The sequence below is a fragment of the Pseudomonas sp. G(2018) genome (genome assembly GCF_005502415.1).
Lineage (GTDB): Bacteria > Pseudomonadota > Gammaproteobacteria > Pseudomonadales > Pseudomonadaceae > Aquipseudomonas.
In genome coordinates this window covers 92,541-118,052 of record NZ_SCOO01000008.1, presented here as the reverse complement: position 1 = coordinate 118,052, position 25,512 = coordinate 92,541, and the positions used below count along the sequence as shown (strand labels likewise).

Genomic DNA, 25,512 nt, shown 5'->3' with positions numbered 1-25,512 from the left:
ACCAGTTCGAAGCACTATCGCACAGGACAAAAGCTCTATCTTTGAATTAATGGTGACATCAAGAATCTCGCCGCAAATCCGGCGGAATCGGCAAATCATCCTTCAACGGATCCGGCCGCTTGCCTTTGCCCGCCTTGTACTGGCGAATCTGATAGACGTACGCCAGCACCTGCGCAACGGCGAGATACAAGCCCCCCGGAATCTCCTGCTCCAACTCCGTGGAGTAGTAAATCGACCGCGCCAGTGCTGGCGATTCCAGCAGCAGAATTTCGTTGGCCGCCGCAATTTCTCGAATTTTCAACGCGAGGAAGTCACTGCCCTTGGCGATCAGCATCGGCGCGCCGCTCTTGTCCGCGTCGTACTTGAGGGCCACGGCGTAGTGGGTCGGGTTGGTGATGACCACGTCGGCGTCGGGGATGGCCGCCATCATTCGTCGCTGGGACATTTCCCGTTGCAGCTGACGGATCCGTTGCTTGACCTCTGGCCGGCCTTCCTGGTCCTTGTGCTCGTCGCGCACTTCCTGCTTGGTCATTTTCAGTTTCTTGATGCTTTCCCAAAGCTGGATCGGCACGTCAACGGCGGCAATGATGATCAGCCCGCACGCCATCCACAGGGTACTCCAGCCGACCACTTGCAAACTGTGGGTGATGGCGCGGTCCAGCGGTTCATGGGCGATGCGCAACAGGTCGTCGATGTCCGCCGACAACACCACCAGCGCCACGAACAGGACGATGAAAAACTTCGCCAGGGCCTTGAGCAACTCGGCCACGGCCTTGGCGGAGAACATGCGTTTGAGGCCAGCGCCGGGGTTCATGCGGCTGAATTTGGGGGCCATGGTGCCGGCAGAGAACAGCCAGCCACCGAGGGAAATCGGGCCGATCAGCGCGGCCAGCAACAAGGTGATCATCACCGGCTGAACCGCCAGCAAGGCAATCTGCCCGGAGTGCAGCAGGTAAGTACCCATCGCCCGTTGATCCAGCACCACGTCCCGCGACAGGGAAAAATTCAGGCGCATCAGATCCATCATGTCCTGGGCCAGCGCGCCACCGAAGATCAGCAGAGCACCGGCGCCGGCGAGCATGATCGCCAGGGTGTTGAGTTCCTTGGAACGGGCAATCTCGCCCTTCTCACGGGCGTCCTTTTTCTTTTTCTCCGTGGGGTCTTCTGTTTTGTCCTGACCGCTCTCGCTCTCAGACATGACTCAGCGCGCCTTTGCCAGTTCGCGTAAAAACTGCAAGGCCTCGGTGGCCAGCGGTTGATACTGATTGAGAATGTCCGCCAGCCCGACCCAGACGATAAACAGCCCAAGCACCAGGGTCAGCGGGAAGCCGATGGAAAAAATGTTCAGTTGCGGCGCCGCCCGGGTCATCACGCCAAAGGCGATGTTGACCACCAGCAGCGCGGTGATCGCCGGCAGCACCAACAGCAGCGCCGCGCCAAGCACCCAGCCGAGCTTGCCGGCCAGTTCCCAGAAATGATTGACCGTCAAGCCGCTGCCCACCGGCAGCGTGGTAAAGCTTTCGGTGAGTACTTCAAACACCACCAGATGACCGTTCATGGCCAGGAACATCAGCGTCACCAGCATGGTGAAGAACTGCCCGATCACGGCCACCGACACGCCGTTGGTGGGGTCGACCATCGAGGCGAAGCCCATGCCCATCTGGATGGCGACGATCTGCCCCGCCACCACGAACGCCTGAAAGAACAATTGCAGGGAGAAACCGAGGATCGCGCCGACGAGGATCTGCTCGCCAATCAGCATCCATCCGCTCAGGGCCAATGCATTGACCGGGGGCATGGGCGGCAGGCTCGGGGCGATGACCAGGGTGATGGCCAGGGCGAAATACAGGCGGATGCGCTTGGGTACCAGGGAGGTGCCGAACACCGGCATGACCATCAGCAAGGCGCCGATGCGGAACAGCGGCAACATGAACGCCGCCACCCAGGTGCTGATCTGGGTGTCCGTCAGTTGCAGTAGCGACGACATGGCTTAGCCGATGACCTGCGGAATGCTGCCGTACAACTGCAGGATGTACTCCATGAAGGTTTGCACCAGCCACGGGCCGGCGACGATCAGCGTCACCAGCATCACCAGCAGGCGCGGGAGGAAGCTCAGGGTCTGTTCGTTGATCTGGGTCGCGGCCTGGAACATCGCCACGATCAGGCCGACCAGCAGACTCGGAATCACCAGCACCGCGACCATCAGGGTGGTCAGCCACAAGGCTTCGCGGAAGATGTCGACGGCGACTTCAGGCGTCATGGCGAGACACCGCCAAAACTGCTGGCCAGGGTGCCGATGATCAGCGCCCAGCCATCGACCAGCACGAACAGCATGATTTTGAACGGCAGGGAAATGATCAGCGGCGACAGCATCATCATACCCATGGCCATCAGCACACTGGCCACGACCAGGTCGATGATCAGGAACGGGATGAAGATCATGAAGCCGATCTGGAACGCGGTTTTCAACTCCGAGGTCACGAACGCCGGTACCAGAATGGTTAACGGCGCCTGATCCGGCGAAGCAATGTCGGTGCGCTTGGACAGGCGCATGAACAGCTCCAGATCACTGGTGCGGGTCTGGGCGAGCATGAAGTCCTTGATCGGCACCTGGGCCTTGGCCACCGCATCCTGGGCGGTCATTTTTTCCGCGAGATACGGTTGCAAGGCGTCCTGGTTAACCCGATCGAACACCGGCGCCATGATGAACAGGGTCAGGAACAGCGCCATGCCCGTGAGGATCTGGTTCGACGGTGTCTGTTGCAGGCCCAGGGCCTGGCGCAGGATCGAAAAGACGATGATGATCCGGGTGAAACTGGTCATCAGCATGACGAACGCCGGGATGAAACTCAGCGCGGTCATGATCAGCAGGATTTGCAGACTGACCGAGTATTCCTGGGCACCCTCGGCATTGGTGCCCAGGGTGATGGCCGGGATCGACAACGGATCGGCGGCGAACGCCAGCGGCGCGACCAGCAGCAGGGCCAGCGTCAAGACGATGCGTAACGCACCCATTACTTCTTATCCTTCTGATCCTTGCCGAGTATCTTCAACAGATGCTGGGCAAACTCCGGAGTTGCTTTGTCGGCGGTGGTCGGCACTTCAATGGGCTCTTTGAGCACATGCAGCGCAGTGATCGTGCCGGGGCTCAGGCCGAGCAGGATCTGCTCGTTGCCGACTTGCACCAGCATCAGCCGGTCACGCGGACCGAGGGCGCGGGAACCGATCAGCTCGATCACCTGCCCCTTGCCGGCGGGACCTGCCTGCTGGACCCGGCGCAGCAGCCAGGCGAGGAAGAAGATCAACCCCAGCACCAGCAACAAACCCAGCACAAGCTGCGTCAATTGCCCAGCCACCCCGCTGCTGGCCACCGGCGCAGCGGCGGCAGTGGCAGCAGGCTCGACCGCCAACACACTGAGCGGCAACGCCAACAGGCTCCAAAGAAGCGTTTTCACTCAGCGCAGCTTCTTGATGCGTTCGCTTGGGCTGATCACGTCGGTCAGGCGGATGCCGAACTTCTCGTTGACCACCACCACTTCGCCATGGGCGATCAGCGTGCCGTTGACCAGCACGTCCAGCGGCTCACCGGCCAGGCGATCGAGCTCGATCACCGAACCCTGGTTGAGTTGCAACAGGTTGCGAATGTTGATGTCGGTGCTGCCCACTTCCATGGAGATCGACACCGGGATATCGAGGATGACGTCCAGGTTCGGGCCATCGAGGGTGACCGGATCATTGTTTCTCGGCACGCTGCCGAATTCTTCCATCGCCAGGCGATTGGAAGAAGAACCGGAAGCATCGGCGGCCAGCAGTGCATCGATGTCGGCCTGCCCGCCGTCGCCGGACTCTTCCAGGGCCGCAGCCCACTCGTCAGCCAGCGCCTGGTCGTCCTGGTTATTCATATCGTCAGCCATCAAATTGTCCTCGGCGAGCAACTGCTCAGTCAGAAGCAGTCATTTCAAATAGGGTTGGAGCGCCGGTCAGCGGCGCTCAATCGGCTCGATCACCTGCAACGCAAGGTTGCCTTTGTGCGAGCCCATCTTGACCTTGAAGGCCGGTACGCCGTTGGCGCGCATGATCATGTCTTCCGGCATTTCCACCGGGATGATGTCCCCCGGCTGCATGTGCAGGATGTCACGCAGCTTCAACTGGCGACGGGCCACCGTGGCACCGATCGGCACGTCGACATCCAGCACGTCCTGACGCAAGGCATTGACCCAGCGTTCGTCCTGATCGTCGAGGTCCGACTGGAAGCCGGCGTCGAGCATTTCGCGCACCGGCTCGATCATCGAATACGGCATGGTCACGTGCAGGTCACCGCCACCGCCATCGAGTTCGATGTGGAAGGTCGACACCACAATGGCTTCGCTCGGGCCGACGATGTTGGCCATGGCCGGGTTCACTTCCGAGTTGATGTACTCGAAGTTCACTTCCATGATCGCCTGCCAGGCTTCCTTCAAGTCAATGAAGGCCTGCTCCAGCACCATGCGCACCACACGCAGTTCGGTCGGGGTGAATTCACGCCCTTCGATCTTGGCGTGACGGCCGTCGCCGCCGAAGAAGTTGTCCACCAGCTTGAACACCAGCTTGGCGTCGAGGATGAACAGCGCGGTGCCGCGCAGCGGTTTGATCTTGACCAGGTTGAGACTGGTCGGCACGTACAGCGAGTGCACGTATTCGCCGAACTTCATCACCTGCACGCCACCGACCGCCACGTCTGCCGAGCGGCGCAGCATGTTGAACATGCTGATGCGCGTGTAGCGGGCGAAACGTTCGTTGATCATCTCCAGGGTCGGCATGCGTCCACGGACGATGCGATCCTGGCTGGTCAGGTCGTAGCTTTTGACGGTGCCGGGTTCGGCAGCGTTATCGGTCTGTACCAGACCATCGTCCACGCCATGCAACAGCGCGTCGATTTCATCCTGGGACAGCAGGTCCTGCACGGCCATGTCGTGTTCCTACTGCAGTACGAAATTAGTGAAAAGCAAATGCTCGACGACCACTTTGCCGAGTTCTTTCTGCGCCACTTCCTGGACGCTGGCCGTGGCTTTCTGACGCAGCATTTCCTGGCCGACCGGCGACGCGAGCGTGGCGAAGTCCTGCCCGGAGAACAGCATGACCAGGTTATTGCGGATCACCGGCATGTGAACCTTGAGCGCGTCCAGATCCACCTGATTGCGCGCGAGCATGGTGATGCTCACCTGCATGTAGCGCTGACGGCCGTTCTGGTTGTAGTTGGCGACAAACGCTGGTGCCATAGACTCGAAAATCGCCGGCTGCTTGCCCACCGGAGCGATTTCAGCCGCGGCGACAGGCTTGCTCTGGGCGCTGTGCATGAAGTACCAGGTCGCCCACACGGACAAACCGATCGCCAGCAGCAGGGCCAGCACGATCGCGATAATCAGCTTGAGTTTGCCTTTGGTTGCGGGGTCTTTTACTGCTGCGTCGCTCTTCGCCATGCCAATAATCCGTCACTATTCGGGTTTTCACAGTCGCACGGATAGGCAAGAGCAAGTGTTATGCCAGAAGTGTCGGGAGGGAGATGGGTGGACCGGAAGCGATCCGAAGAGCACCACACGACCATTGTGGGAGCGAACCTGCTCGCGAAAGCAATCTGTCAGTTACCGAAAAGGTGTCTGATCTGGTGCCTTCGCGAGCAGGCTCGCTCCCACAGGGTTTGGTGTCTGGCTGATCAGGCGTAGTAGTCGACAGCGCTGGAGCCGATCACGCTGGTCACCGGAGCGGTGACTTCGGCGACGCTTGGGGTCAGCTCGTCATCCATTGAGTCAAGGCGCCCACCGCCGGCACTGGTTCGCCCGCCCTGACTCTGCTGAGCCTGCTCCTGCCCTTGCTGCGAACCCCGGGACTGGTCGGAGACGTTGACGTCGACCTGGCCCATGCCCTGTTGCGCGAACATGTCACGCAGGCGATGAACCTGGCCGTCCAGCGCTTCGCGAACGCTTGGGTGTGCGCTCATGAACGTCACTTGGGTCTGCTGGTCCGGCACCATGTTCACACGAATGTCGAGGCGTCCCAGTTCAGCCGGTTGCAACTGGATGTCAGCCGCCTTGAGGTTGGCGCTGGACAGGTACATGACCCGATTCACCACCTCCTCGGTCCAGCCACTCTGATGCATGGCAATCGGCTGGTTCACCGGCAAGGCATTGGCGGTTTTCGGCGTGGCCGCTTGCGTCAATGCCGCCAGGCGGTTGGCGAAATCGTCGACCCGGGTATCGCTGCTGGCCGATTTGAGATCCTTGAGCCCCTCATCGATCAGACCGCTGAACGCCTTGTCGCCACCCTGGCTGGTACTGTCCTTGCCGGCCTGCACATCGAGCATGCTGGCCATGCCGGCGGCAAAGTTCTGCGCCGAGGTCTGCTCACCATCGGCCTGTGCCTGAGCAGGTGTCGGTGCGGCCTTGGGTTGTGCCTGACTGGATGCGGAAACGTGGCCGCTCTGCTCCATGGCCATACGCACGGCGGGCAGTGCGTCGAGCGGATCGGCTTCGGGATCGAAATCGGTATCGGTATCGGTGATGGCGACGACCGCTGCCGCTGCCACTGGCGCGGGCGCCGTGACAGTCGCGGCAACCGGAGCCTGGACCTGCGGCAGTGCGACATCTACCGCCGGCGGTGTTGCCGGAACCGGCACAGTGACCGCTGGTTGCACGACTTGCAGTAACGCAGGGTCGAGCGTCGGATCGATAGGCGCAGCATCGGCAACCGGCGTCTGCGTGGTGTCCGCCGATTCATCGGCCGTCTTATCGTCAACCTGCGCCGGTTTATCGGCGGGCAAGGTTTTGCCGCTATCGGCAACGACCGGTTCCGGGGCGGCAGATTTGTCGTCGGTGACATCCGTCTTGCCGGTGCTGTCCGCAGCTTTGTCACGGACCGGCTTGGCCGAACCTTCAGCCACTGCAACAGGTTTGCTCTGCGCCTGCTTGGCGTACACCTGAGCGAAGCTGGAAGCCTTGTCCCCGGGCTCAGCGGACAGCGCCGTGGAATTGGCGGAGGCGGCTTGAGTCTTGGCCTGCGCGGTGGCCTGAAGAAGCAAATTGGGGGTAACGGGCATTTAACGGTCTCCGCTGCACTGGGATCGTAGGTACAGTTGGGAGAGTTGGCTGCAAAGGTCGAGCCAGTTTTGTCCGATCGTAATCAATACGGCCGAACGGTCGCGATGGCAGAGAGCGAACGCTGTCGCTCTTCTTCATAAAGTGGCCGGACCAAGGCGAATTCGCGGGCGATTTCAGCGACCAGTGTTTCAATGGCGCAAAAGTTACGCTCTTTGGCCTGCTGCTCCAGGTCATGACACAGCTCAGCCAGGCGAATCGCGCCCATGTTGCTGCTGCTGCCCTTGAAGCTATGCGCGGTCTCGAGAATGCGAGTGGCATCGCCAGCCGCAGTCAATTGCTGCAACCGCTCTTCGCAGTCCGCCAGGAAGGTTTCGACCAACGTCGAAAACTCATCCTCCATGACTTCCCGCAATGCACTGAGTACGCCCGGGTCCAGATGTTTGTCAGTCACTTGCTCACTCCTTGATCAAGAATGCGCGGATTATGCCAGAGCCTCCCAGAAAAACTCCACGCGGGCACTTCGACCATCGTCGGACCAACTGGCGTTATGCCCCAACTGACGGATCAGATTGACGCCACGTCCCGACAAACGGACTGGATCGACCGGACGTTCCATCACTCGCTCGACATCAAATCCCTTGCCGCTGTCCTCGACGCGTATTACCAGACACCCACCCTCGCCTTGCGGCGTGACCTGTAGATGGACCCGCACGTAACCGTCCTGCAGTTCATCCAGGCGCGAATTGCGCAGCTGGTAGTAACGGGCAAACCCGGCGACATCGCTCTTGAGGTTTGAATCCAGACCCAGCACCCCATGCTCCAGGGCATTGGAATACAACTCGGCCAGAACACTGTACAGCGCGCCGCTCTGTGTCCGCAGACCGTGCACCTCAAGCAGCAATTGCAGCAGGTACGGCAGCGGGTTGAAGCGTTTGAGCGTGGCGGCGCGATATTCGAAACTCACCGACCAGTCCAGCGGACAGGACTGACCGCTGTCGGAATAGACCGGCGCAGGCGGACTCAGTTGCACCGGGTCCAGCAGGCTAACTTCGACCATGCTGACATCGTCCCGGGCCTCACCGCGAAAATCCCTCAACGCCTGGTTGATGTCCTCGAACAACGCATCGGGCTGTCGATTGGCCGCAAACACCTGCTGCAAGCGCTGCACACCAAACAACTGCTCATTGGCATCACAGGTATCGATCACCCCGTCGGACAACAGAAACACCCGATCCCCAATGGCCATCGGAAACACTTCGGTGCGGTCGTCGAAGGTTTGCGGGCTCAGCACGCCAAGCGGCAAGTGCCGGGCCGTCAGCAGCGTGCGCTCCCCCGTGGCAATACTGTGCAGGTAGCCGTCCGGCATGCCGCCGTTCCAGACCTCAACCGAACGCCGCTGAAAACTCAGGCATAGCATCGTTGCGCAACAGAACATGTCCACCGGCAGGATGCGCTTGAGCTTGGCATTCATTTCGCACAGGGTTTCCGCCAGGCCATAGCCCTTGGCGGTCATGCCGTAAAAGACTTCGGCCAGGGGCATTGCTCCCACTGCGGCCGGCAAGCCATGGCCGGTAAAATCGCCCAGCAACACGTGCATGTCGCCGGCCGGGGTGAACGCAGCCAATAGCAAATCGCCGTTGAACAGTGCGTAGGGCGATTGCAGATAGCGGATGTTGGGCGCTTTCAAACAGCCGGAATGGGCCACTTTGTCGAACACGGCCTTGGCCACCCGCTGTTCGTTGAGCAGGTAGTCATGGTGCCGGGCGATCTGGTCGCGCTGCTGCAGCACCGTCGTCTGCAACCGTCGTAGACGGTCCATCGCCTTGATTTTGGCGGCGAGAATCACCTGGTTGTACGGCTTCGCCAGAAAATCGTCACCTCCGACCTCCAGGCAGCGGGCCAAGGCTTCGCTCTCGGACAGCGAGGTAAGGAAGATGATCGGCACCAGGGTTTCCCCGGCCAACTCCTTGATCTGTTGGGCCGCCTCGAAACCATCCATCACCGGCATCATCGCATCCATCAACACCAGTTGCGGCCGTTGCTGGCGAAACTCCTCGACTGCTTCAGCGCCATTGGCAGCCGTGAGTACTTGATGCCCCTGGCGACGGACGATACTCGACAACAGCATGCGATCAGCCGCGCTGTCTTCAGCGATCAAAATCGTCAGCGATTCGAGTGCAGGCTGCACGGCGATCAACTGATGTCGAACAGTTTGTCGAAATTGGAGATGGCGAGGATTTTCCTCACGTCGGAACTGCTGTTGACCACGCGTATATCGGAGTCGTCGCCGCCGGCGTGATCACGCAACAGGAGCAGCATGCCCAGTGCGGAGCTGTCGAGGTAGGTTGCCTCTTTGAGGTCGATCACGACCTCGGCGAGCGCCTTGTCCTCGTAGGACTCCCGAAACTCCTGATGCTTGGCGAAATCGAATCGTCCCCTGACCGATATCGTCAGCTTTTGCCCATCCGCAGAGACTTCTGTAACGACTGACATGTCATGGCTTCCTTGTCATTGGTAAACCTGCTTGTACAAGGTTTAGCATTTGGTAGAGGTTGGGGCAAGGCAGCAAATTTGTGGTGTCTGTCGGATCGCAATCGCGGGCAAGCCCGCTCCCACAGATTTCGCGTCGTACATGACTTGTTGAACGACACCAAACCTGTGGGAGCGTGGCTTGCCCGCGAAGAACGATAACGCGGTCCAATTGAATCAATACTGGTCCTGGCGCGGCAACCGCTGGGACAATTCGTCGAGCAGTTTCTGCTCGCGCTTGTCCTCCAGCGCCCGCGCCTCATCCATGTAGCGCTGAACCAGCTTACGCAATCCCTCGACCCGGGCGAAGGCCTGTTGCCAGGTGTCCCGTGCCTTGTTCAGGTTGTTCTGGTGCCAAGCCAGGCTTTGCCGCTGCTGATCGATGGCCGTGCCCAGTTGTGCAAGAAAACCCTGATACCCCAGCAGCCATTGGCCGGACACGCCGCCGCTACCGCGCACGATCCACTGTTCCTGGTAGTCGAGACGAAAGGCTTCGAGGTCGGCGAGTTTGCTTTCCGCCAGGCGCACCTGACCCTGAAAGTGCCCCAGGCGCTGGACGGCGGTTTTCTCGGCCTTTTCGGCCATTTCCACCACAGGGGCCAGGCGCCCCGCCCGAGTCTGGGCCATGACCGGTTAACCGCCCGCCGCGGGCGCGAAGATCGACGCGAGGTACGCTTCGCTTTCACCCAGGCTGATGCTGTCATTGAGGCCCTGACGCAGGTATTTGACCAATTGCGGTTGCAGGGAAATCGCCAGATCGGTTTCGCGATCCCCGCCAGCGACATAAGCGCCAACGCTGATCAGGTCCCGACTCTGTTGATAGCGCGACCACAGTTGCTTGAAATACTGCGCTCGGGTCATGTGTTCCGGCGACACCACCGCCGGCATGACCCGGCTGATGGACGCCTCGATGTCGATGGCCGGGTAATGGCCTTCCTCAGCCAATCGCCGCGACAGCACGATGTGCCCGTCGAGTACGCCTCGCGCCGAGTCGGCAATCGGGTCTTGCTGGTCATCGCCTTCGGACAGTACGGTGTAGAACGCTGTGATCGAACCGCCGCCCTTCTCGGCATTACCGGCCCGCTCCACCAGTTTCGGCAGTTTGGCGAACACCGACGGCGGATAGCCCTTGGTGGCCGGCGGCTCGCCGATGGCCAGGGCGATTTCCCGCTGGGCCTGGGCGAAACGGGTCAGCGAGTCCATCAGCAACAGGACGTTCTTGCCCTTGTCGCGGAAATACTCGGCGATTCGCGTGCAATACATGGCCGCACGCAGACGCATCAGCGGTGCATCGTCCGCCGGGGACGCCACCACCACCGAGCGCTTGAGGCCCTCTTCACCGAGAATGTGTTCAATGAATTCTTTAACTTCACGACCCCGCTCGCCGATCAGCCCGACGACAATAATGTCGGCCTCGGTGAAGCGGGTCATCATGCCCAGCAGCACGGACTTACCGACACCGGTACCGGCAAACAGCCCGAGCCGCTGACCGCGACCGACCGTCAACATACCGTTGATGCAGCGAATGCCCACATCCAGCGGTTCGCTGATCGGTTCACGCTTGAGCGGATTGATGGTCGGGCCGTCCATCGGCACCCAGTCTTCGGCCTTCATCCCGCCCTTGCCGTCCAACGCACGGCCGGCGCCATCGAGTACACGGCCAAGCATGCTCATGCCCATCGGCAAGCGGCCGCTGTCCGACAGCGGTACGACCCGGGCGCCGGGCGCAATACCGGCGACGCTACCGACCGGCATCAGAAAGACCTTGCTGCCGGAGAAGCCCATGACTTCGGCTTCCACCTGCACCGGGTGATAGCTGTCGTCGTTGATGACCATGCAGCGACTGCCCATAGCCGCACGCAAGCCTTCGGCTTCGAGGGTCAGGCCGACCATGCGCAGCAGGCGGCCTTCAAGGATCGGTGCGCCGGCCAGTTGCGTGGCCTCGGCATAACTGCCCAGGCGCTTGGCGAAACTGGTGCGTTCAAGGCGCATCGGGAATGTCCGGCGCAGGCTTGCCTTCGATCGGCAGCTCAAGGGTCACGTCCGGTGCAGCCGGATGCAATGCCTGCTCATGGAGCTGATCGAACAGTTTGTCCATGACCTGCACCACACGGGTTTCGACCGTGGCGTCGATACGACTGTGTTCAGTCTCGACCCGGCAACCGCCCGGCAGCAGCGACTCGTCCTCGACGATGCGCCAGGTTTCTTCGTGGCGCTCGCGCAGGGCTTTGACCTGTTCGAAATCCTGCGGATTGATGTACAGCCGCACATTGCCCACGCCCAGTGGCAGCAGCTTGAGCGCTTCGCGCATGACGTGTTCGATTTGCGTCGAGTCGATGGCCAGTTCGCGCTGAATCACCTGTTTGGTGATGTGCTGCACGAGGTCGACCAGGGATTTTTCGATCAGAGTGTCCTGTTCGGCGATAGGCTCGAACAGGTGCGTCATCAGTTGCTCCAGCCCCGCGATCTTGGGCGCCAGCGCCGCCTCCGCCTCCTGACGAACCTTGAGCGTGGTGCTGTGGAAACCTTCTCGCTCCCCTACCGCGAAGCCTTCGTTGTAGGCTTCCTGGCGAATGCTTTCGAGTTCTTCAAGGGTCAGTGGCTGAACTTCCTCCAGCGGCACTTCTTCCATTTCCGGCGGCTCGGGTTCCGGCTCCGGCTCAGGCTCGGGTTCCGGCGGGTCGAAGCTGGGCAGCGCCCAGGTATCGAAACCACTGACATCCCTGGCCCGGATCAGGTCAGTGGGTGAATCGTCATGCTTAGCCATGGTGTTAGATCATTTCCTCGCCGCCCTTGCCGCCGAGAACGATTTCTCCGGCTTCGGCCATACGGCGGGCGATGGTGAGGATTTCCTTCTGCGCGGTTTCCACGTCGCTGACGCGTACCGGGCCCTTGGCTTCGAGGTCGTCGCGCAACAGTTCGGCGGCACGCTTGGACATGTTCTTGAAGATCTTCTCTTTGACGTTTTCGTCCGAGCCCTTGAGGGCCAGCACCAGCACGTCGGAGGACACCTCGCGGAGCAGCGCCTGGATACCGCGGTCGTCGACATCGGCCAGGTTGTTGAACACGAACATGAGGTCTTCGATCTGACCGGACAGGTCTTCGTCGACTTCGCGGATCGAGTCCATGAGCTGACCTTCGATCGAGCTGTCGAGGAAGTTCATGATGTCGGCCGCGCGCTTGATGCCACCCAGGGTGGTGCGCGAAGCATTCGAGTTGCCGGAGAACTGCTTCTCGAGAATCTGGTTGAGTTCTTTCAGCGCCGCCGGCTGCACGGTGTTCAGCGAAGAGACCCGCAGAATGATGTCCAGCCGAACCTTGTGGTCGAAGTTGCCGAGTACTTCACCGGCCTGGTCCGGATCGAGATACGCCACCACGATCGCCTGGATCTGCGGGTGCTCGTAACGGATCACGTCAGCGACCGCGCGCGGTTCCATCCACTTCAAGCTGTCGAGGCCACTGGTGTTGCCACCCAGCAGGATACGGTCGATCAGGCCGTTGGCCTTGTCTTCGCCCAGGGCCTGGGTGAGCATTTTGCGCACGTAGTCGTCGGAGCCGACGCCCAGGCTGGTCTGGTCGCCGACGATGTCGACGAACTCGCTCATCACCTGCTCGACCTGCTCGCGGTGCACGTTACCCATCTGGGCCATGGCCACGCCCACACGCTGGACCTCCTTGGGTCCCATGTGGCGCAGCACCTGGGCAGCGTCAGTAGAGCCCAGGGACAGCAGCAGGATCGCGGCTTTGTCGACCTTGGTCAGTTTGGCGGCAACGGCTCGGTTATCACTCATCTGCGTTAATCCACTCTTTCACGACCTGAGCCACACGACCCGGGTCTTCTGCCACCAGACTCTTGATGGCGTTCAACTGTGCGTCATAGCCTTCGCTCGGGCTCGGCAGCAGGATGCTGGTCGGGCCGCCGAGGCTGACGCGGTCGTTGGCCAGTTCGCCGTCCAGGCCACCCATGCCACCCAACTCGACGTCGCTGCCAATGCCGGCCAGCTGCTTGTCCTTGCCGCCACCGGTGATGTTGTTGAGTACCGGACGCAGCACGCCGAACACCAGCACCAGAATGAACAAGACACCCAGTACTTGCTTGACGATGTCCCAGAACCACGGCTGGGAGTAGAACGGAATGTCGGCAATCACTTCCCCGCGATCGGCGGAGAACGGCATGTTGATCACGCTGACACTGTCGCCACGGCTGGCGTCGAAACCAACCGCGTCCTGGACCAAACGTGTGAAGCGCGCCAATTCATCGGCAGTCCACGGCGCGCGGGTTGTTTCGCCATTGGCCGGGTTGACCTTGACCTGATCATCCACCACCACCGACACCGACAGGCGATTCAATCGGCCTTGCTGCTGCTTGGTGTGACTGATGGAACGGTCAAGCTCGAAGTTCTTGGTCGATTGTTGGCGCTTGTCCGCCGGGTACGGCGCCAACATCGGCTGACCGGTGGCCGGGTCCATGATTTGCTGGCCGTTGGCATCGATCAGCGGTTGGCCTGGCTGCACCATGCCCGCCGCCGCAGTACTGCCGCCGGTGGTTTGCGGCGCGGAAGCCGGCGACGGTGGCTGGTTGCTCAAGGCACCCGGCACACCTTGCGGACCATTGCTGGCGGTACGTTGTTCGTTGACCGACTGCTCGCTGCGCAACGCCGGTTGGTCCGGGTTGAACTGCTCGGAAGTCGACTCGACGGCACTGAAGTCCACATCGGCGGACACTTCAGCCTTGTAGCGATCGTTGCCCAGCACCGGTTGCAGGATGTTGTGCACACGCTGGGTGAGCATGCTTTCCATGCGACGGCTGTAGTCGAATTGCTTGCCGGCCATGGTCAGTTCGGAGTTTTCCGCCTGATCCGAGAGCAGGTTGCCCTTCTGGTCGACCACGGTGATCTGCGATTTGCTGAGTTCGGGAACACTGGTCGCCACCAGATTGACGATGGCCACGACCTGGCCCGGCTCCAGCGAGCGACCGGAATAGAGTTCAACCAGAACCGACGCACTCGGCTTGCGCTCATCGCGCACGAACACCGAACTCTTCGGAATCGCCAGGTGCACGCGGGCACCCTTGACGTTGTTCAGGCTGGAGATGGTGCGGGCCAGTTCGCCTTCGAGGCCACGACGGTAGCGGGTGGCTTCCATGAACTGGCTGGTACCCAGGCCCTGATCCTTGTCGAGAATTTCGAAACCGATGTTGCCGTCGCTGGGAGTGACACCAGCGCCGGCCAGTTTCAGGCGCGCACGGGACAGGTCTTCGGCCTTGACCAGCAAGGCACCGGAGTTCGGTTCAACGGTATAGGGAATATCGGCGGCGCCCAGAGTATCCATGACCTGCTTGGCGTCCATACCGGCAAGGCTGCCGTACAGCGGACGATAGTCCGGCTGCTGGGACCACAACACCACGGCAAAACCAATCGCCACGCTCGCAGCCAGGCCGACCAACAGGCCCACCTGACGCAACATGGTCATCTCGGAGAGGTTTTCCAGGAAGGACAACCCGAACAGCGGCGGCTTGCCGTCTATGGGTGTGGCCTTGGCCGGAACATTATCGGCGACTGCTTCTGCCATGACTCAATCTCGTCCTTAAACCGGCATCTGCATGATGTCTTGGTAAGCCTGAACCAGCTTGTTACGCACTTGGGTCAACGCCTGAAACGACACGCTGGCCTTCTGCGAAGAAATCATCACGTCCGTCAGGTCGACGCCGCTCTTGCCGATCTCGAAGGCATTGGCCAACTGACTGGACGCCTGCTGGGTGTCATTCACTTTATTGACGGCCTGACCGAGCATGTCGGAAAAGCTGCTGCCATTCAGTTCAGGGGCGGCGGCAGTCGATTTCGGCGCAGACATGGCGTCCATTTGCATGGCGCGCATATCCAGCATCAACCGATTGAATTCAATACCTTGGCTCATGGTTTCTCTCTTTGACGCGTCGTTGGCGACCCGCAATTTTTTGACACTCACTCGGCGGGTAGTGAGGTGTTAGCAACAAGGGTGCCAGCTCGCAGGCACCTTTCAGAAAAGCTAATCAAACGTTTGCGCTATCTCTCAAGTGGCGAACAGATAGGCTTCCACATCCATCCCCGCATCACGCATTTGCGCCAGCTTGTAGCGCAAGGTACGCGGGCTGATGCCAAGCTTTTCCGCCGCTTCCTTGCGCCGGCCACGCTCCGTGCGCAAGGTATCGATGATCATCTGGAACTCGCGGCGGCGCAGGTCGTCGCCCAGTGCCCCGGCAGATTCAGACTCGACCTCCACGGCGCGTACAGGCGTGGTCGCCGGCATCGAAACCGGCAGAGGCGCGCAGGCGACCGGTCCGGTCAGGCAGAAGTCCCGGGGCTGGATCAAACCACCCTGTTGCAGGATCAATGCGCGCTGAATCGCGTTATCCAGTTCGCGCACATTCCCCGGCCACGGGTAATCGATCAGGCACGCCTGCGCTTCTGGCGACAATCGCGCCGCGGCATGCTTCATTTTATTGACGTGCTTGGCCAGCAGGCGCTCGGCCAGCGGCAGGATGTCGGCGGTACGCTCGCGCAGCGGACGCCACGCCAGCGGAAATACGGACAGGCGATAGTAAAGGTCTTCACGGAAGCGCCCCGCCACCACTTCTGCGACCAGGTCACGGTTGGTGGTTGCAACCACGCGAATATCCAAGGTGATCGGCTTGCGCGCGCCAACCCGCTCGACCTCGCGTTCTTGCAACACGCGCAGCAATTTGGCTTGCAGGCCCAGGGGCATTTCGGAAATTTCGTCGAGCAGGATGGTTCCGCCATCGGCTTGCTCGAACTTGCCCGCTTGCGCTGCAATGGCACCGGTGAACGAGCCTTTCTCGTGACCAAACAGCGTGGCTTCCAGCATGTTGTCCGGGATCGCCGCACAGTTGATCGCAATGAACGGCTGGCCGGCACGATGGGAGTGCTGGTGAATATAGCGCGCCAGCACCTCCTTGCCCGTCCCGGATTCGCCGGAGATCAACACCGTGGAATCGCTGCGCGCCACGCGCGCGGCCAGCTCCAGCAGTTGCGCACTGGCCGGCTCGAAGGCGACCGGCCCTTCGCTGTCGGTGGTACCGAGACTGCCCAGGGCATGTCGCGCGACCAGATCGAGCAAGGCCTTGGGCTCGAACGGCTTGACCAGATAATCCGCCGCGCCCTGACGCATCGCATCCACCGCCCGCTCTACGGCACCGTGAGCGGTCATCAGCAACACCGGCAGTTGGGGCTGACGCGTGCGCAGCAAGCCAAGCAGTTGATGACCATCCATGCCCGGCATGTTGACGTCGCTGACCACCAGGTTGAACGCCTCGACGTCGACGGCGGCCAAGGCCTCTTCAGCCGACCCCACGGCCTTGTAAGCATGGCCGGCGAGCAACAGCGTATCGGCCAGCGCTTCGCGTAATGCACGGTCATCCTCGACCAGCAGAACCTTGATACCCATGACCTTCACTCCGCTCCCTGAACGCTGAGTTTTTCAGTAGAAAAAAGCGGCAGAATCACCTGCGCACAGGTGCCGCGCCCCAGGCGCGAGCGCAATTGCAATTCTCCCTGATGGGCACGGGCCACGGCCTTGACCACGGTCAGGCCGAGGCCGGTTCCGGTAGCCTTGGTGGTGAAAAACGGCTCGCCGAGGCGCGCCAGCACGGCGCGGTCGATACCGCTGCCGCTGTCGCTGACGCACAGGCGCAATTGGCTGTCGCGGGTATACAGATGGACCTTCAGGCGCACGTCACCGGCGCTGGCTTGAATGGCGTTTTCGATGAGATTGAGCAGCGCCCCGACCAGGGTGTCGCGATTGCACAGCAACTCGCCGGCATGGCTGTCGCACTGCCAGCGGACCGGCATGCCCTGCACATGGGTCAGTGCTGCTGCCTGCAATGATTGCAAAAGCTGTTTAGGGGTTACACGGTCGGTCAAAGGCAATTCGCCGCGGGCGAATACCAACATGTCGCGCACCTGATGCTCCAGCTCATGCAAGCGCTCCTTGAGGCGACCGGCAAAACGTTGCTGGGTTTCGACCGGCAATTGCTGCTCGGTCAAATGACTGGCATAGAGCAACGCGGCCGACAACGGGGTGCGAATCTGATGGGCCAGCGACGCCACCATGCGACCGAGGGACGACAGACGCTCGTGACGGGCCAATTGATCCTGCAGATGACGGGTTTCAGTCAGGTCGTTGAGCAGCACCAACTGACCGGGCTCGGCATCCAGTGAGCGCGTGGCGATCGACAGGCGTCGACCGTCCTTGAGGGAGACTTCATGACCGTCGTCTTCGCGAGGGGCAAAACAGCGCGCAATGACGTGACGCCACAATTCGCCTTCGAGCGGCAGACCCAGCAGTTCGCAAGCCGCCGGATTGGCTTCGCGCACAATGCCCTGGGCGTCGATGACGATGACGCCACCGGGCAACAGGTCGAGCAGGTTTTGCAGACGATTGGCCAGGCGTTCTTTTTCCGCCAGTTCCTGCATGCGCTGTGCACTTACCACCGCCAGCTCGCCCTTGAGTTCGGTAACCCGGGCTTCAAGCATGCTGTAGGAACTGGTCAATTGACTGGACATCTGACTGAACAGGGCGAAAGCCTGCTCGAGGCCAAGCCGGCTTGCCTGCTCTACGGACGACGGTTGCCCCGAGGTATCTGGAGCAGGAGACATCTGGGCGGCTTGGGGCATCGTGCACTCTCGCTTGGCTGACCGTCAGTGAAACGGAACGTTGCGAGGGGTGTAGCAATACCCGTGCCTAAAAAAAACCGCTTATAAATGAGGTAGTTGAAAAACAGGCGTCAATCATCCGCCTGTTCATCTCCATCACGACGACTCATGCCGTACTTGCGCATCTTCTCCACCAGCGTGGTACGGCGGATGCGCAGCCGTTCGGCAGCGCGCGCGACGATGCCGTTGGCATCATCCAGCGCCTGCTGGATCAACCCCTGCTCCAGGCCACCGAGGTAGTCCTTCAGGTCCAGGCCTTCCGGCGGCAGCATCGCGTTGGCGCTGAAGTCCGGGGTATGACCATTGATGGCCACGCGCTCTTCCAGATCGCTGCGCAGGCTATCGACCATTTGCTCGTCTTCGTCGTCGACGTAGCGGAATTTCTTCGGCAGTTCGACCACGCCGATCACCCCGTACGGATGCATGATCGCCATGCGCTCCACCAGATTCGCCAGCTCGCGGACGTTACCGGGCCAGCCGTGACGACACAGGGACATGATGGCCGCAGAGTTGAAGCGGATCGAGCCACGCTTCTCGTGTTCCATGCGCGAAATCAGCTCGTTCATCAGCAACGGAATGTCCTCGACACGCTCGCGCAGCGGTGCCATCTCGATCGGGAACACGTTCAGGCGGTAGTACAGGTCTTCGCGGAAGGTGCCGATCTCGATCATGCTTTCGAGATTCTTGTGGGTCGCTGCAATGATGCGCACATCGACGCTCTGGGTCTTGTTGCTGCCCACGCGCTCGAAGGTGCGCTCCTGCAACACGCGCAGCAGCTTGACCTGCATTGGCAGCGGCATGTCACCGATTTCATCGAGGAACAGGGTGCCGCCGTTGGCCAGCTCGAAACGCCCCGCGCGACTGGTGATCGCCCCGGTAAAGGCACCCTTCTCGTGACCGAACAATTCGCTTTCCAGCAGCTCGGCCGGGATCGCCCCGCAGTTCACGGGTACGAACGGCGCTTCACGGCGCTTGGAATGGTAATGCAGGTTGCGCGCGACCACTTCCTTGCCGGTCCCCGACTCACCGAGGATCAGCACGCTGGCGTCGGTGTCGGCGACCTGCTGCATCATCTGGCGGACGTGCTGGATCGCTCGGCTGGTGCCGACGAGGCTGCGGAAAAGATTGGGTTCGCGATGACGACCGCGCTCGCGGGCCTGGTCGTACATTTCGCGGTAGACCTGGGCACGGTGCAGCGAATCGAGCAATTTGCTGTAGCTGGGCGGCATTTCGAGCGTGGAAAGCACCCGGCGACGCTGGTCCTCCGGCAGGTCAATGGAAGAATTATCGCCCATTAACAAAACCGGAAGGAACTCATCCCATGTCGAGAGTGTCTTTAGCAAGCCCAGAAGCGCACCAGGAGCATTGACCGTCCCGATCAGGACACAGATTACTTCTCGACTAGACGATAAAGAGCCGACAGCCTGCTGCCAGTCGTGGCTACCGCAGGGTAAATTTTCTTCGCCAAGAAAATTTAAAATCACCGCCAGGTCGCGGCGGCGGACGCTATCGTCATCTATCAGCAGAATTTTGGTTTCACGCCACATGCAATAGCAACTTCCCTAGTCAACTCAATGCCCAAAATGCTGGGGCAAGCTAAACGCTTGCAGGCACGGTCATGCCTGAAGACGACTGAAATCTGGAACAGCCACTAGTTAAGTCAAAAAACCGTGCACAGTCAAATTTATGGCGCACTATGTTTGGATTAACTGGCGTCAATTAACCAAACAGATGGTAAACCTTTGCCGCGTTTTGCGCTTGGTTGATCTGCGACATCTCGTCGACTATCGCCTGACGCTCGCCCATGGTCGCGGTCAACAGCTCTTTATAGACGGCCAGCAGCCCTTCCAGATTAGTCCGCAGCGCTTCTTCATCGATCGGTGCCTCACTGAGCACCTCGTCGACGCATTCGCGACAGGTCGTATCCAGTTCACCGATGGCATCCCAGTTACGTGCCGCCAGGGCATCGACCAGGGCTTCACGGGTTTCTTCAATTCGCCGCAGTGCTTGACTCATGATGTCATCCTCGGCCATCAGGCCTGTGGGCTGGCTATTGCATCCCAACCGCTTTTCAGGGTCTCGAGCAGACCCGATACTTCGTCGATGATTTCGACCTTATTATCGCGATTGGCTTCCATCAGACGCGTCATCATATAGGCGTACAAATTGTCGAGCTGCTGCAGCGAAGCCGGATCGTCGGTCTTTTCCGGGTTCAAACCGTCGCGCAGACCGATGATGATGTCCACGGCCTTGCCCATCATCAACCCCTTGAGAGCGGTGTCGCCCCGCTCCATGGCGCCCTTGGCCTGAGCCATGCGATCCAACCCACCCTCCATCAGCAGTTGCACCAGGCGATGGGGGTTGGCTTCAGAGATCTGGGCATGGGAATTGACCTTCTGATATTGGCGAAGGGCTCTCATGGGGTTCATGTTTCTACCTCGTGACAGACAACAGCTGGAATTAGGAGTGCTCTGATCTTTATGTCGACTGGTCGACACATAACTTTAACGCAGCCCCGCTACCCATGAAAAAACCCAGGCGCTGTCATGACAGACTGCCTGGGTTTTTTTATGCCTGATCCGGATCAGTCAGACTTCGGATTGTTCAGCGCATTGAGCGTGGTCATGATGCTGTCGCTCTGCGCCCGCAGCTTGGCCACCAGGGAGTCCATGGCGGTGTACTTGGCCGTCAGGCTCGCTTGCAGGCTGACCATCCGCGCATCCAGGGAATCCTGCTGTTTCTTCAGGTCGTTCAGGCTATCGGTCAGGCTGGCCGAGCGCGCAGCAAACACGCCGGTCTTGCTCAGGGCAAAGCTGTCAGTGGCCTTTTTCATGCGCGCCAACAAACCGGTATCACCGCTGAAAATGCCGTTGATGTCGGAGGCATTGGTCTGCGCTGCGGCGTCGAACAACTTGTCGTCGATCGACAGCAACCCGGTCTTCTGGTCGGTCTTGACGCCGAACTGTGCGAGAGACTTCATCTGACCGCTACCACCCATCGCGTTCAGCTCGGTGCGCACCGCCGACAGCAGGGAACGCAGCGAGGCATCCCCCGTGAGGGCGCCCGACGTCACCGAACCATCGGCATTGGTGGTCACCTGAGTCTCGGCGTTGGCCGCCTTGATCAGGGCGTTATACGTATCGACAAAGCCCTTTACCGACGATTTCAGTGTCGAACTGTTCGCAGAAACGGTGATGGTTGCTGGCGTTGCCGCGCCACCACCGGACGGCACAGGAGAAACCCCTGTCAGCTTGACGGTAATGCCGCTGACCGCATCAGCAATGGTGTTGGACTTGGATTCCATCACCACACCATCGAGCGTGTACTTGGCATTCTGCGGAGGAGCGAGAACCGAGGTGCCGGTTTCCAGACCGGAGCTACCCGACAGGGTCAGGTCGGTCCCGACGCCGGTGGTAGTCGAGGTCAGCACCATCCGGGAACCATTGGCGTCGGTCAGGATGTTGGCACTCAGCCCCTTGTTGGCATACTGAGAGTTAATCGAGTCCCGGACCTGCTGCAAGGTCGCACCGGCAGGAACGCTGACGTCAAAGGTGTCGGAGCCCTGCTTGATAGTCAGCGTGCTGGGTACGGAACCCGCGTTGACCACCGAAGAAGCGCCGCCGGCAAAGACCTTGGTCGAGATTTTCGATGCGGTTGCCAACTGAGTGACCAGCAACGAAAAACTGCCTGCAGCCGCGCCGGTACCAGTGGTCACGGTGGCGACTTTTTCGTCAGAGGACGAACCGCTCAGGCCACTGAAACTGGAGGCGGTTTTCATGTTATCCAGCGCACCACGGAAGGCATCCAGCGCCGCCTGGATTTTGCCGATAGACGACAGCGAGGTGGTTGCTTTCAGCGTTTGGTTGTTGATCTGTGTCTGTTTCGGCGCCCTTTCGGAATCGACCAAAGACTTCACGATCGACTGGGTATCGATGTTCGAACCAATACCGCTAACCGTTGTACCCGCCATCATCTCTCTCCTTATCCAGTGGCTGCCGACTTCTTGACTAAGTACGTCTTAATCGGTGACAGCAACAAAATTCATGCCAGTTCAGACTTTGTCGTCAAACAACAAACTACTGGCGTTCGACAGGCTTTGCGCCAGTTTCAATGCGGTTTCCGAAGGGATCTGGCGGATCACGTCACCGGTATCGGTGGCAATGACCTTGACCACGACCCGGCCGGTGGAATCATCAATGGAAAAATCCAGATTGCGCTGTGCCGCCTGGACAAATTCCTGAATATCGGTGACAGCCTTTTCCAGGTCGTCGCGCTTGGGCTCGGACTTCGAGACCGAAACGACTTCAGCCCTGGACTGCTCCTGCTTGTCAGTGACATTCGGCGTTGCACCCTGAGGGGCAACGGCGGGATAGGACTGGTTCAACTTGACGCTCATGTCCATGCCTGATCTCCTCATCATGAAAAAAACAAAAGGGCGCGTAAACGCGCCCTTCCGTCAGTCATCAAAGCGCAGGATTAACCCAGCAGCTTCAGTACAGCCGATGGCAGCTGGTTAGCCTGGGACAGGATCGCGGTGGAAGCCTGTTGCAGGGTTTGTTGCTTGGTCAGCTGAGCAGTTTCGGCCGCGAAGTCAACGTCCTGGATCACGCCACGAGCAGCAGTGGAGTTGTCCGAGATGCTGCGCAGGTTCGACACGGTGCTGTCGAAACGGTTTTGTACCGCACCGAGGTCAGCACGCTGGGAGTCGATGTTGGCAATGGCCTGGGTGATCACGTCAACAGCGTTTTGCGCGTTGGTAGCAGTGGTCACGTCAGTGTTGCTGACGACGGTTTTGGCCGAGCTGACGGTAGTACCGGCAGCCACGAACAGACCGGTAGCACCAGCACCGTTCAGCGAGTAGCTGTTGGTGGAGTTCAGGGAAACAGCACCCGTCACTTGCAGAGCAGCGGCGGTAGCGGCAACACCGGCACCGAATGCACCAGCACCATTTTTTGCAGCAACAGTGATACCAGCCTGAGCACTGGCGTCAGCGCCGGCGAAGATGATGTTCTCACCGGTGTCGGATTTGATTTCCAGGTTGTTGGTAGTGGCGTTGAAGTTAACGCTGATGCCCAGTTTGGCAGCGTTGGACTTCAGTTGATCTGCCAGACCAGCAGTGTCGGTTACACCAACCAGGTTGACCGCAGCCCCCGTACCTACCTGAATGGAGAAGTTGGCGGTACCTGGCAGAGCGCCAGTGATGGCTGCGGTGTTGACGCCGAATTTCACTTCAGTGCTGGCAGTAGCCGACAGACCACCAATAGCGCCGTTCATCTGAGCAGCGGTAGCCTTGGCAGACTGACCGGCAGCAACAACGATGTTAGCGGTTTGGCCGCCACCGGTGATAGCGATTGCACCGCCGGCAACACCGGCAGCACTTGGCGCGATGGCCACGGATTTCAGCTGCTGGGAACCGATGTTGTTAGCCGATACGTCGCCCAGAGTCATGTTGATGGTTTGGTTGGCATTGGCGCCCACCTGGAAAGCGGTGGTACCGAAAGAACCGTCCAGCAGGTTACGACCACCGAAAGTAGTGGTGGTAGCGATACGGGTCAGCTCGGAGGTCAGAGCAGCGTATTCAGCGTTGTTCGACTTACGGTCTTCGGCGCTTGGCGAGCCGTTCGCGGAAGCCAGAGCCAGGGTACGCATTTTCTGCAGGATGTTGGTGGATTCTTGCATCGCGCCTTCAGCAGTTTGCGCGATGGAGATACCGTCACCGGCGTTCTTGATGGCAGTGCCCAGGCCGTTGATCTGGCTGGTCAGACGGTTGGAAATTTGCAGGCCGGCCGCATCGTCTTTAGCGCTGTTGATACGCAGGCCGGAAGACAGACGTTGCATCGAAGTTTGCAGGGCGTCGGACGAGCGGGTCAGGTTCTTCTGAACGGTCAGCGATGCAATGTTAGTGTTTACTGTTAAAGCCATGACGAAATCCTCGTTGGATGGATACTTCGGCTTCCGGCCCTGACATCCGTCGGGTTTGGCCTAGAGAACCTACGTAATAGTTATCGTCGTGGCACTGGTTTGCTTGAGGGCTTTTTTTGAATTTTTTAGTGGCAGGGTGCCAGCCCTTTATTTTCAAGGCCTTGGAGCCAGAAAATCGGCGCCAGAAAACGCAAAACGCCCGGAAGCTTAGGTTTCCGGGCGTTTTTTATTGCAAGGATTCGATCAGCCGCGATAAAGAATCGCCGAGCCCCACGACAGGCCTACACCGAAGCCACTGATGGCCACACGCGTCCACTTCGAATCGAACACATGGTTCTGCAACAGCAGCGGGATACTCGACGAGACCGTGTTACCGGTTTCGAGCATGTCCTTGACGAACTTCTCCGGCTCACCTTCTTCGAAGCGGCGCGCCACGGCATCGACAATGGCCGCGCTGCCCTGGTGAATGCAGAAGGCGTCAATATCGCTGGCCTGCAAGTGCGATTCGTCCAGCAGTTCATGCAAATGCGCCGGGACTTTCAGCAAGGCAAAGTTGAACACCTGGCGGCCGTTCATGAAGAACACACCGTCGGTGACTTTCAGGTGTGGCGCACCGGAACCGTCGGTGCCGAATTTCGATTTGCCCAGCTGCCAGATCGGGTCTTCGCCCATCCAGGTCGCGGTGGCGGCATCGCCGAACAGCATGGTGGTGTTGCGATCTTCCGGGTCGACGATCTTCGAATAAGGATCGGCGGTGATCAGCAGGCCGTTTTTCAGCCCCGCCGCTTCCATGAAGCCTTTGATCGCGTAGATGCCGTAGACATAACCGGAACAGCCCAGGGAAATATCGAAAGCGGCGACATGGGTCGGCAGACCCAGCTTGTCCTGAACGATTGCGGCGGTGTGCGGCAAACCTTCTTCATCACCGTTCTGGGTGACGACGATCAAGCAGTCGATGGCTTCACGCTTGAGTTCGGGACTGGCGGCGAACAGCGCATTGGCTGCTTCGACACACAGATCGGAAGTTTCCTGATCGGCATCCATGCGCGGCAAAAACGCCGAACCGATCTTGCCAAGGATGAAGGTTTCGTCCTTGTCGAACTTTGCACCCTGGGCGTAGTTATCAACCCCGGCTGTCGGCACGTAACTCGCTATATTTTTTATGCCAATCATTATGGCTTCCCAATAATAAACAGCTGAACATCGCCGCTCGCTGAATCGAGGGCGTCTACAGTCGGGGCCAGGCCCCCAGAAGAAGCAACGTCGGGACTCAAGGT

General features: G+C 59.9%; 27 protein-coding genes. All 27 read right to left on the bottom strand.

The window, feature by feature from the left end:
* Positions 1 to 58: 58 nt before the first annotated feature.
* The 27 genes from flhB to FFS64_RS10760 all read right to left on the bottom strand — a co-directional run bounded on the left by flhB (position 59) and on the right by FFS64_RS10760 (position 25,408).
* Positions 59 to 1,198: a flagellar biosynthesis protein FlhB gene (flhB, locus tag FFS64_RS10890; RefSeq protein WP_095195710.1), complete on the bottom strand. Its 1,140-nt coding sequence runs from the start codon at positions 1,196 to 1,198 to the stop codon at positions 59 to 61.
* A gap of 3 nt (positions 1,199 to 1,201) precedes the next feature.
* Positions 1,202 to 1,987 carry a flagellar biosynthetic protein FliR gene (fliR, locus tag FFS64_RS10885; RefSeq protein ID WP_137805389.1) on the bottom strand — a complete coding sequence of 262 codons (786 nt, stop codon included), beginning with the start codon at positions 1,985 to 1,987 and terminating at the stop codon, positions 1,202 to 1,204.
* A gap of 3 nt (positions 1,988 to 1,990) precedes the next feature.
* Positions 1,991 to 2,260 (bottom strand): flagellar biosynthesis protein FliQ, encoded by a 270-nt coding sequence (gene fliQ, locus FFS64_RS10880; RefSeq protein WP_008058625.1) that lies wholly within the window; start codon positions 2,258 to 2,260, stop codon positions 1,991 to 1,993.
* On the bottom strand, positions 2,257 to 3,015 hold the full coding sequence (fliP, locus tag FFS64_RS10875; protein WP_137805388.1) for a flagellar type III secretion system pore protein FliP: 759 nt from the start codon (positions 3,013 to 3,015) through the stop codon (positions 2,257 to 2,259). Before fliP ends, fliQ begins: the two co-directional genes overlap by 4 nt.
* Entirely contained in the window at positions 3,015 to 3,455 is a 441-nt protein-coding gene (gene fliO, locus FFS64_RS10870; protein WP_137805387.1) for a flagellar biosynthetic protein FliO, read from the bottom strand. The genes fliP and fliO overlap by 1 nt, the downstream gene beginning before the upstream one ends.
* On the bottom strand, positions 3,456 to 3,914 hold the full coding sequence (gene fliN / locus FFS64_RS10865; protein ID WP_137805386.1) for a flagellar motor switch protein FliN: 459 nt from the start codon (positions 3,912 to 3,914) through the stop codon (positions 3,456 to 3,458).
* Between the two features lie 66 nt (positions 3,915 to 3,980).
* Positions 3,981 to 4,949, bottom strand: a complete 969-nt coding sequence (fliM, locus tag FFS64_RS10860) for a flagellar motor switch protein FliM (RefSeq protein ID WP_056853014.1) — start codon at positions 4,947 to 4,949, stop codon at positions 3,981 to 3,983.
* Between the two features lie 9 nt (positions 4,950 to 4,958).
* Complete coding sequence (fliL, locus tag FFS64_RS10855; RefSeq protein WP_137805385.1) at positions 4,959 to 5,459, bottom strand: flagellar basal body-associated protein FliL; 501 nt, start codon at positions 5,457 to 5,459, stop codon at positions 4,959 to 4,961.
* 233 nt (positions 5,460 to 5,692) lie between these two features.
* Positions 5,693 to 7,072 (bottom strand): flagellar hook-length control protein FliK, encoded by a 1,380-nt coding sequence (locus tag FFS64_RS10850; RefSeq protein WP_137805384.1) that lies wholly within the window; start codon positions 7,070 to 7,072, stop codon positions 5,693 to 5,695.
* 83 nt (positions 7,073 to 7,155) lie between these two features.
* Complete coding sequence (locus tag FFS64_RS10845; RefSeq protein WP_137805383.1) at positions 7,156 to 7,524, bottom strand: Hpt domain-containing protein; 369 nt, start codon at positions 7,522 to 7,524, stop codon at positions 7,156 to 7,158.
* 30 nt (positions 7,525 to 7,554) lie between these two features.
* A complete protein-coding gene (locus FFS64_RS10840) occupies positions 7,555 to 9,261 on the bottom strand; it encodes a fused response regulator/phosphatase (protein ID WP_137805382.1) in 1,707 nt (568 codons plus the stop codon).
* 5 nt (positions 9,262 to 9,266) lie between these two features.
* Positions 9,267 to 9,566 carry an STAS domain-containing protein gene (locus FFS64_RS10835; RefSeq protein ID WP_137805381.1) on the bottom strand — a complete coding sequence of 100 codons (300 nt, stop codon included), beginning with the start codon at positions 9,564 to 9,566 and terminating at the stop codon, positions 9,267 to 9,269.
* A 213-nt stretch (positions 9,567 to 9,779) separates the two neighbouring features.
* On the bottom strand, positions 9,780 to 10,229 hold the full coding sequence (fliJ, locus tag FFS64_RS10830) for a flagellar export protein FliJ (RefSeq protein WP_095195720.1): 450 nt from the start codon (positions 10,227 to 10,229) through the stop codon (positions 9,780 to 9,782).
* A gap of 6 nt (positions 10,230 to 10,235) precedes the next feature.
* Positions 10,236 to 11,594: a flagellar protein export ATPase FliI gene (gene fliI, locus FFS64_RS10825; protein WP_095195721.1), complete on the bottom strand. Its 1,359-nt coding sequence runs from the start codon at positions 11,592 to 11,594 to the stop codon at positions 10,236 to 10,238.
* Positions 11,584 to 12,369, bottom strand: coding sequence for a flagellar assembly protein FliH (gene fliH, locus FFS64_RS10820; RefSeq protein ID WP_137805380.1), 786 nt, complete (start codon positions 12,367 to 12,369; stop codon positions 11,584 to 11,586). Before fliH ends, fliI begins: the two co-directional genes overlap by 11 nt.
* A gap of 4 nt (positions 12,370 to 12,373) precedes the next feature.
* Complete coding sequence (gene fliG / locus FFS64_RS10815; protein WP_095195723.1) at positions 12,374 to 13,393, bottom strand: flagellar motor switch protein FliG; 1,020 nt, start codon at positions 13,391 to 13,393, stop codon at positions 12,374 to 12,376.
* Positions 13,386 to 15,173, bottom strand: coding sequence for a flagellar basal-body MS-ring/collar protein FliF (fliF, locus tag FFS64_RS10810; protein ID WP_137805379.1), 1,788 nt, complete (start codon positions 15,171 to 15,173; stop codon positions 13,386 to 13,388). The genes fliG and fliF overlap by 8 nt, the downstream gene beginning before the upstream one ends.
* Positions 15,174 to 15,188: 15 nt before the next feature.
* Positions 15,189 to 15,518, bottom strand: coding sequence for a flagellar hook-basal body complex protein FliE (gene fliE, locus FFS64_RS10805; RefSeq protein ID WP_137805378.1), 330 nt, complete (start codon positions 15,516 to 15,518; stop codon positions 15,189 to 15,191).
* 135 nt (positions 15,519 to 15,653) lie between these two features.
* Positions 15,654 to 17,045, bottom strand: a complete 1,392-nt coding sequence (gene fleR / locus FFS64_RS10800) for a sigma-54-dependent response regulator transcription factor FleR (RefSeq protein WP_137805377.1) — start codon at positions 17,043 to 17,045, stop codon at positions 15,654 to 15,656.
* 5 nt (positions 17,046 to 17,050) lie between these two features.
* Positions 17,051 to 18,256 carry a PAS domain-containing sensor histidine kinase gene (locus FFS64_RS10795; RefSeq protein ID WP_171017078.1) on the bottom strand — a complete coding sequence of 402 codons (1,206 nt, stop codon included), beginning with the start codon at positions 18,254 to 18,256 and terminating at the stop codon, positions 17,051 to 17,053.
* A gap of 128 nt (positions 18,257 to 18,384) precedes the next feature.
* Entirely contained in the window at positions 18,385 to 19,860 is a 1,476-nt protein-coding gene (locus FFS64_RS10790) for a sigma-54 dependent transcriptional regulator (RefSeq protein WP_137805375.1), read from the bottom strand.
* A 172-nt stretch (positions 19,861 to 20,032) separates the two neighbouring features.
* Entirely contained in the window at positions 20,033 to 20,329 is a 297-nt protein-coding gene (fliT, locus tag FFS64_RS10785) for a flagellar protein FliT (protein ID WP_095195815.1), read from the bottom strand.
* 17 nt (positions 20,330 to 20,346) lie between these two features.
* Positions 20,347 to 20,742: a flagellar export chaperone FliS gene (gene fliS / locus FFS64_RS10780; protein WP_137805374.1), complete on the bottom strand. Its 396-nt coding sequence runs from the start codon at positions 20,740 to 20,742 to the stop codon at positions 20,347 to 20,349.
* Between the two features lie 155 nt (positions 20,743 to 20,897).
* Complete coding sequence (gene fliD / locus FFS64_RS10775) at positions 20,898 to 22,283, bottom strand: flagellar filament capping protein FliD (protein ID WP_137805373.1); 1,386 nt, start codon at positions 22,281 to 22,283, stop codon at positions 20,898 to 20,900.
* Positions 22,284 to 22,364: 81 nt separating this feature from the next.
* Positions 22,365 to 22,715, bottom strand: a complete 351-nt coding sequence (locus tag FFS64_RS10770) for a flagellar protein FlaG (protein ID WP_137805372.1) — start codon at positions 22,713 to 22,715, stop codon at positions 22,365 to 22,367.
* 74 nt (positions 22,716 to 22,789) lie between these two features.
* Positions 22,790 to 24,235, bottom strand: a complete 1,446-nt coding sequence (locus tag FFS64_RS10765; protein ID WP_137805371.1) for a flagellin — start codon at positions 24,233 to 24,235, stop codon at positions 22,790 to 22,792.
* A 243-nt stretch (positions 24,236 to 24,478) separates the two neighbouring features.
* A complete protein-coding gene (locus FFS64_RS10760; RefSeq protein ID WP_095195731.1) occupies positions 24,479 to 25,408 on the bottom strand; it encodes a ketoacyl-ACP synthase III in 930 nt (309 codons plus the stop codon).
* Positions 25,409 to 25,512 lie beyond the last annotated feature (104 nt).

Coding starts and splice junctions, on each gene's coding strand:
- flhB (WP_095195710.1), bottom strand. CDS start 1,198: ATGTCTGAGAGCGAGAGCGGTCAGGACAAAACAGAAGACCCCACGGAG.
- fliH (WP_137805380.1), bottom strand. CDS start 12,369: ATGGCTAAGCATGACGATTCACCCACTGACCTGATCCGGGCCAGGGAT.
- FFS64_RS10795 (WP_171017078.1), bottom strand. CDS start 18,256: ATGTCTCCTGCTCCAGATACCTCGGGGCAACCGTCGTCCGTAGAGCAG.
- fliN (WP_137805386.1), bottom strand. CDS start 3,914: ATGGCTGACGATATGAATAACCAGGACGACCAGGCGCTGGCTGACGAG.
- fliL (WP_137805385.1), bottom strand. CDS start 5,459: ATGGCGAAGAGCGACGCAGCAGTAAAAGACCCCGCAACCAAAGGCAAA.
- FFS64_RS10765 (WP_137805371.1), bottom strand. CDS start 24,235: ATGGCTTTAACAGTAAACACTAACATTGCATCGCTGACCGTTCAGAAG.
- fliJ (WP_095195720.1), bottom strand. CDS start 10,229: ATGGCCCAGACTCGGGCGGGGCGCCTGGCCCCTGTGGTGGAAATGGCC.
- FFS64_RS10790 (WP_137805375.1), bottom strand. CDS start 19,860: ATGTGGCGTGAAACCAAAATTCTGCTGATAGATGACGATAGCGTCCGC.
- fliS (WP_137805374.1), bottom strand. CDS start 20,742: ATGAACCCCATGAGAGCCCTTCGCCAATATCAGAAGGTCAATTCCCAT.
- fliP (WP_137805388.1), bottom strand. CDS start 3,015: ATGGGTGCGTTACGCATCGTCTTGACGCTGGCCCTGCTGCTGGTCGCG.
- fliF (WP_137805379.1), bottom strand. CDS start 15,173: ATGGCAGAAGCAGTCGCCGATAATGTTCCGGCCAAGGCCACACCCATA.
- fliT (WP_095195815.1), bottom strand. CDS start 20,329: ATGAGTCAAGCACTGCGGCGAATTGAAGAAACCCGTGAAGCCCTGGTC.
- fliI (WP_095195721.1), bottom strand. CDS start 11,594: ATGCGCCTTGAACGCACCAGTTTCGCCAAGCGCCTGGGCAGTTATGCC.
- FFS64_RS10760 (WP_095195731.1), bottom strand. CDS start 25,408: ATGATTGGCATAAAAAATATAGCGAGTTACGTGCCGACAGCCGGGGTT.
- fliD (WP_137805373.1), bottom strand. CDS start 22,283: ATGGCGGGTACAACGGTTAGCGGTATTGGTTCGAACATCGATACCCAG.
- FFS64_RS10835 (WP_137805381.1), bottom strand. CDS start 9,566: ATGTCAGTCGTTACAGAAGTCTCTGCGGATGGGCAAAAGCTGACGATA.
- fliQ (WP_008058625.1), bottom strand. CDS start 2,260: ATGACGCCTGAAGTCGCCGTCGACATCTTCCGCGAAGCCTTGTGGCTG.
- fliE (WP_137805378.1), bottom strand. CDS start 15,518: ATGAGCCAAGGTATTGAATTCAATCGGTTGATGCTGGATATGCGCGCC.
- fliR (WP_137805389.1), bottom strand. CDS start 1,987: ATGTCGTCGCTACTGCAACTGACGGACACCCAGATCAGCACCTGGGTG.
- fliG (WP_095195723.1), bottom strand. CDS start 13,393: ATGAGTGATAACCGAGCCGTTGCCGCCAAACTGACCAAGGTCGACAAA.
- FFS64_RS10770 (WP_137805372.1), bottom strand. CDS start 22,715: ATGGACATGAGCGTCAAGTTGAACCAGTCCTATCCCGCCGTTGCCCCT.
- fliM (WP_056853014.1), bottom strand. CDS start 4,949: ATGGCCGTGCAGGACCTGCTGTCCCAGGATGAAATCGACGCGCTGTTG.
- FFS64_RS10850 (WP_137805384.1), bottom strand. CDS start 7,072: ATGCCCGTTACCCCCAATTTGCTTCTTCAGGCCACCGCGCAGGCCAAG.
- fleR (WP_137805377.1), bottom strand. CDS start 17,045: ATGGGTATCAAGGTTCTGCTGGTCGAGGATGACCGTGCATTACGCGAA.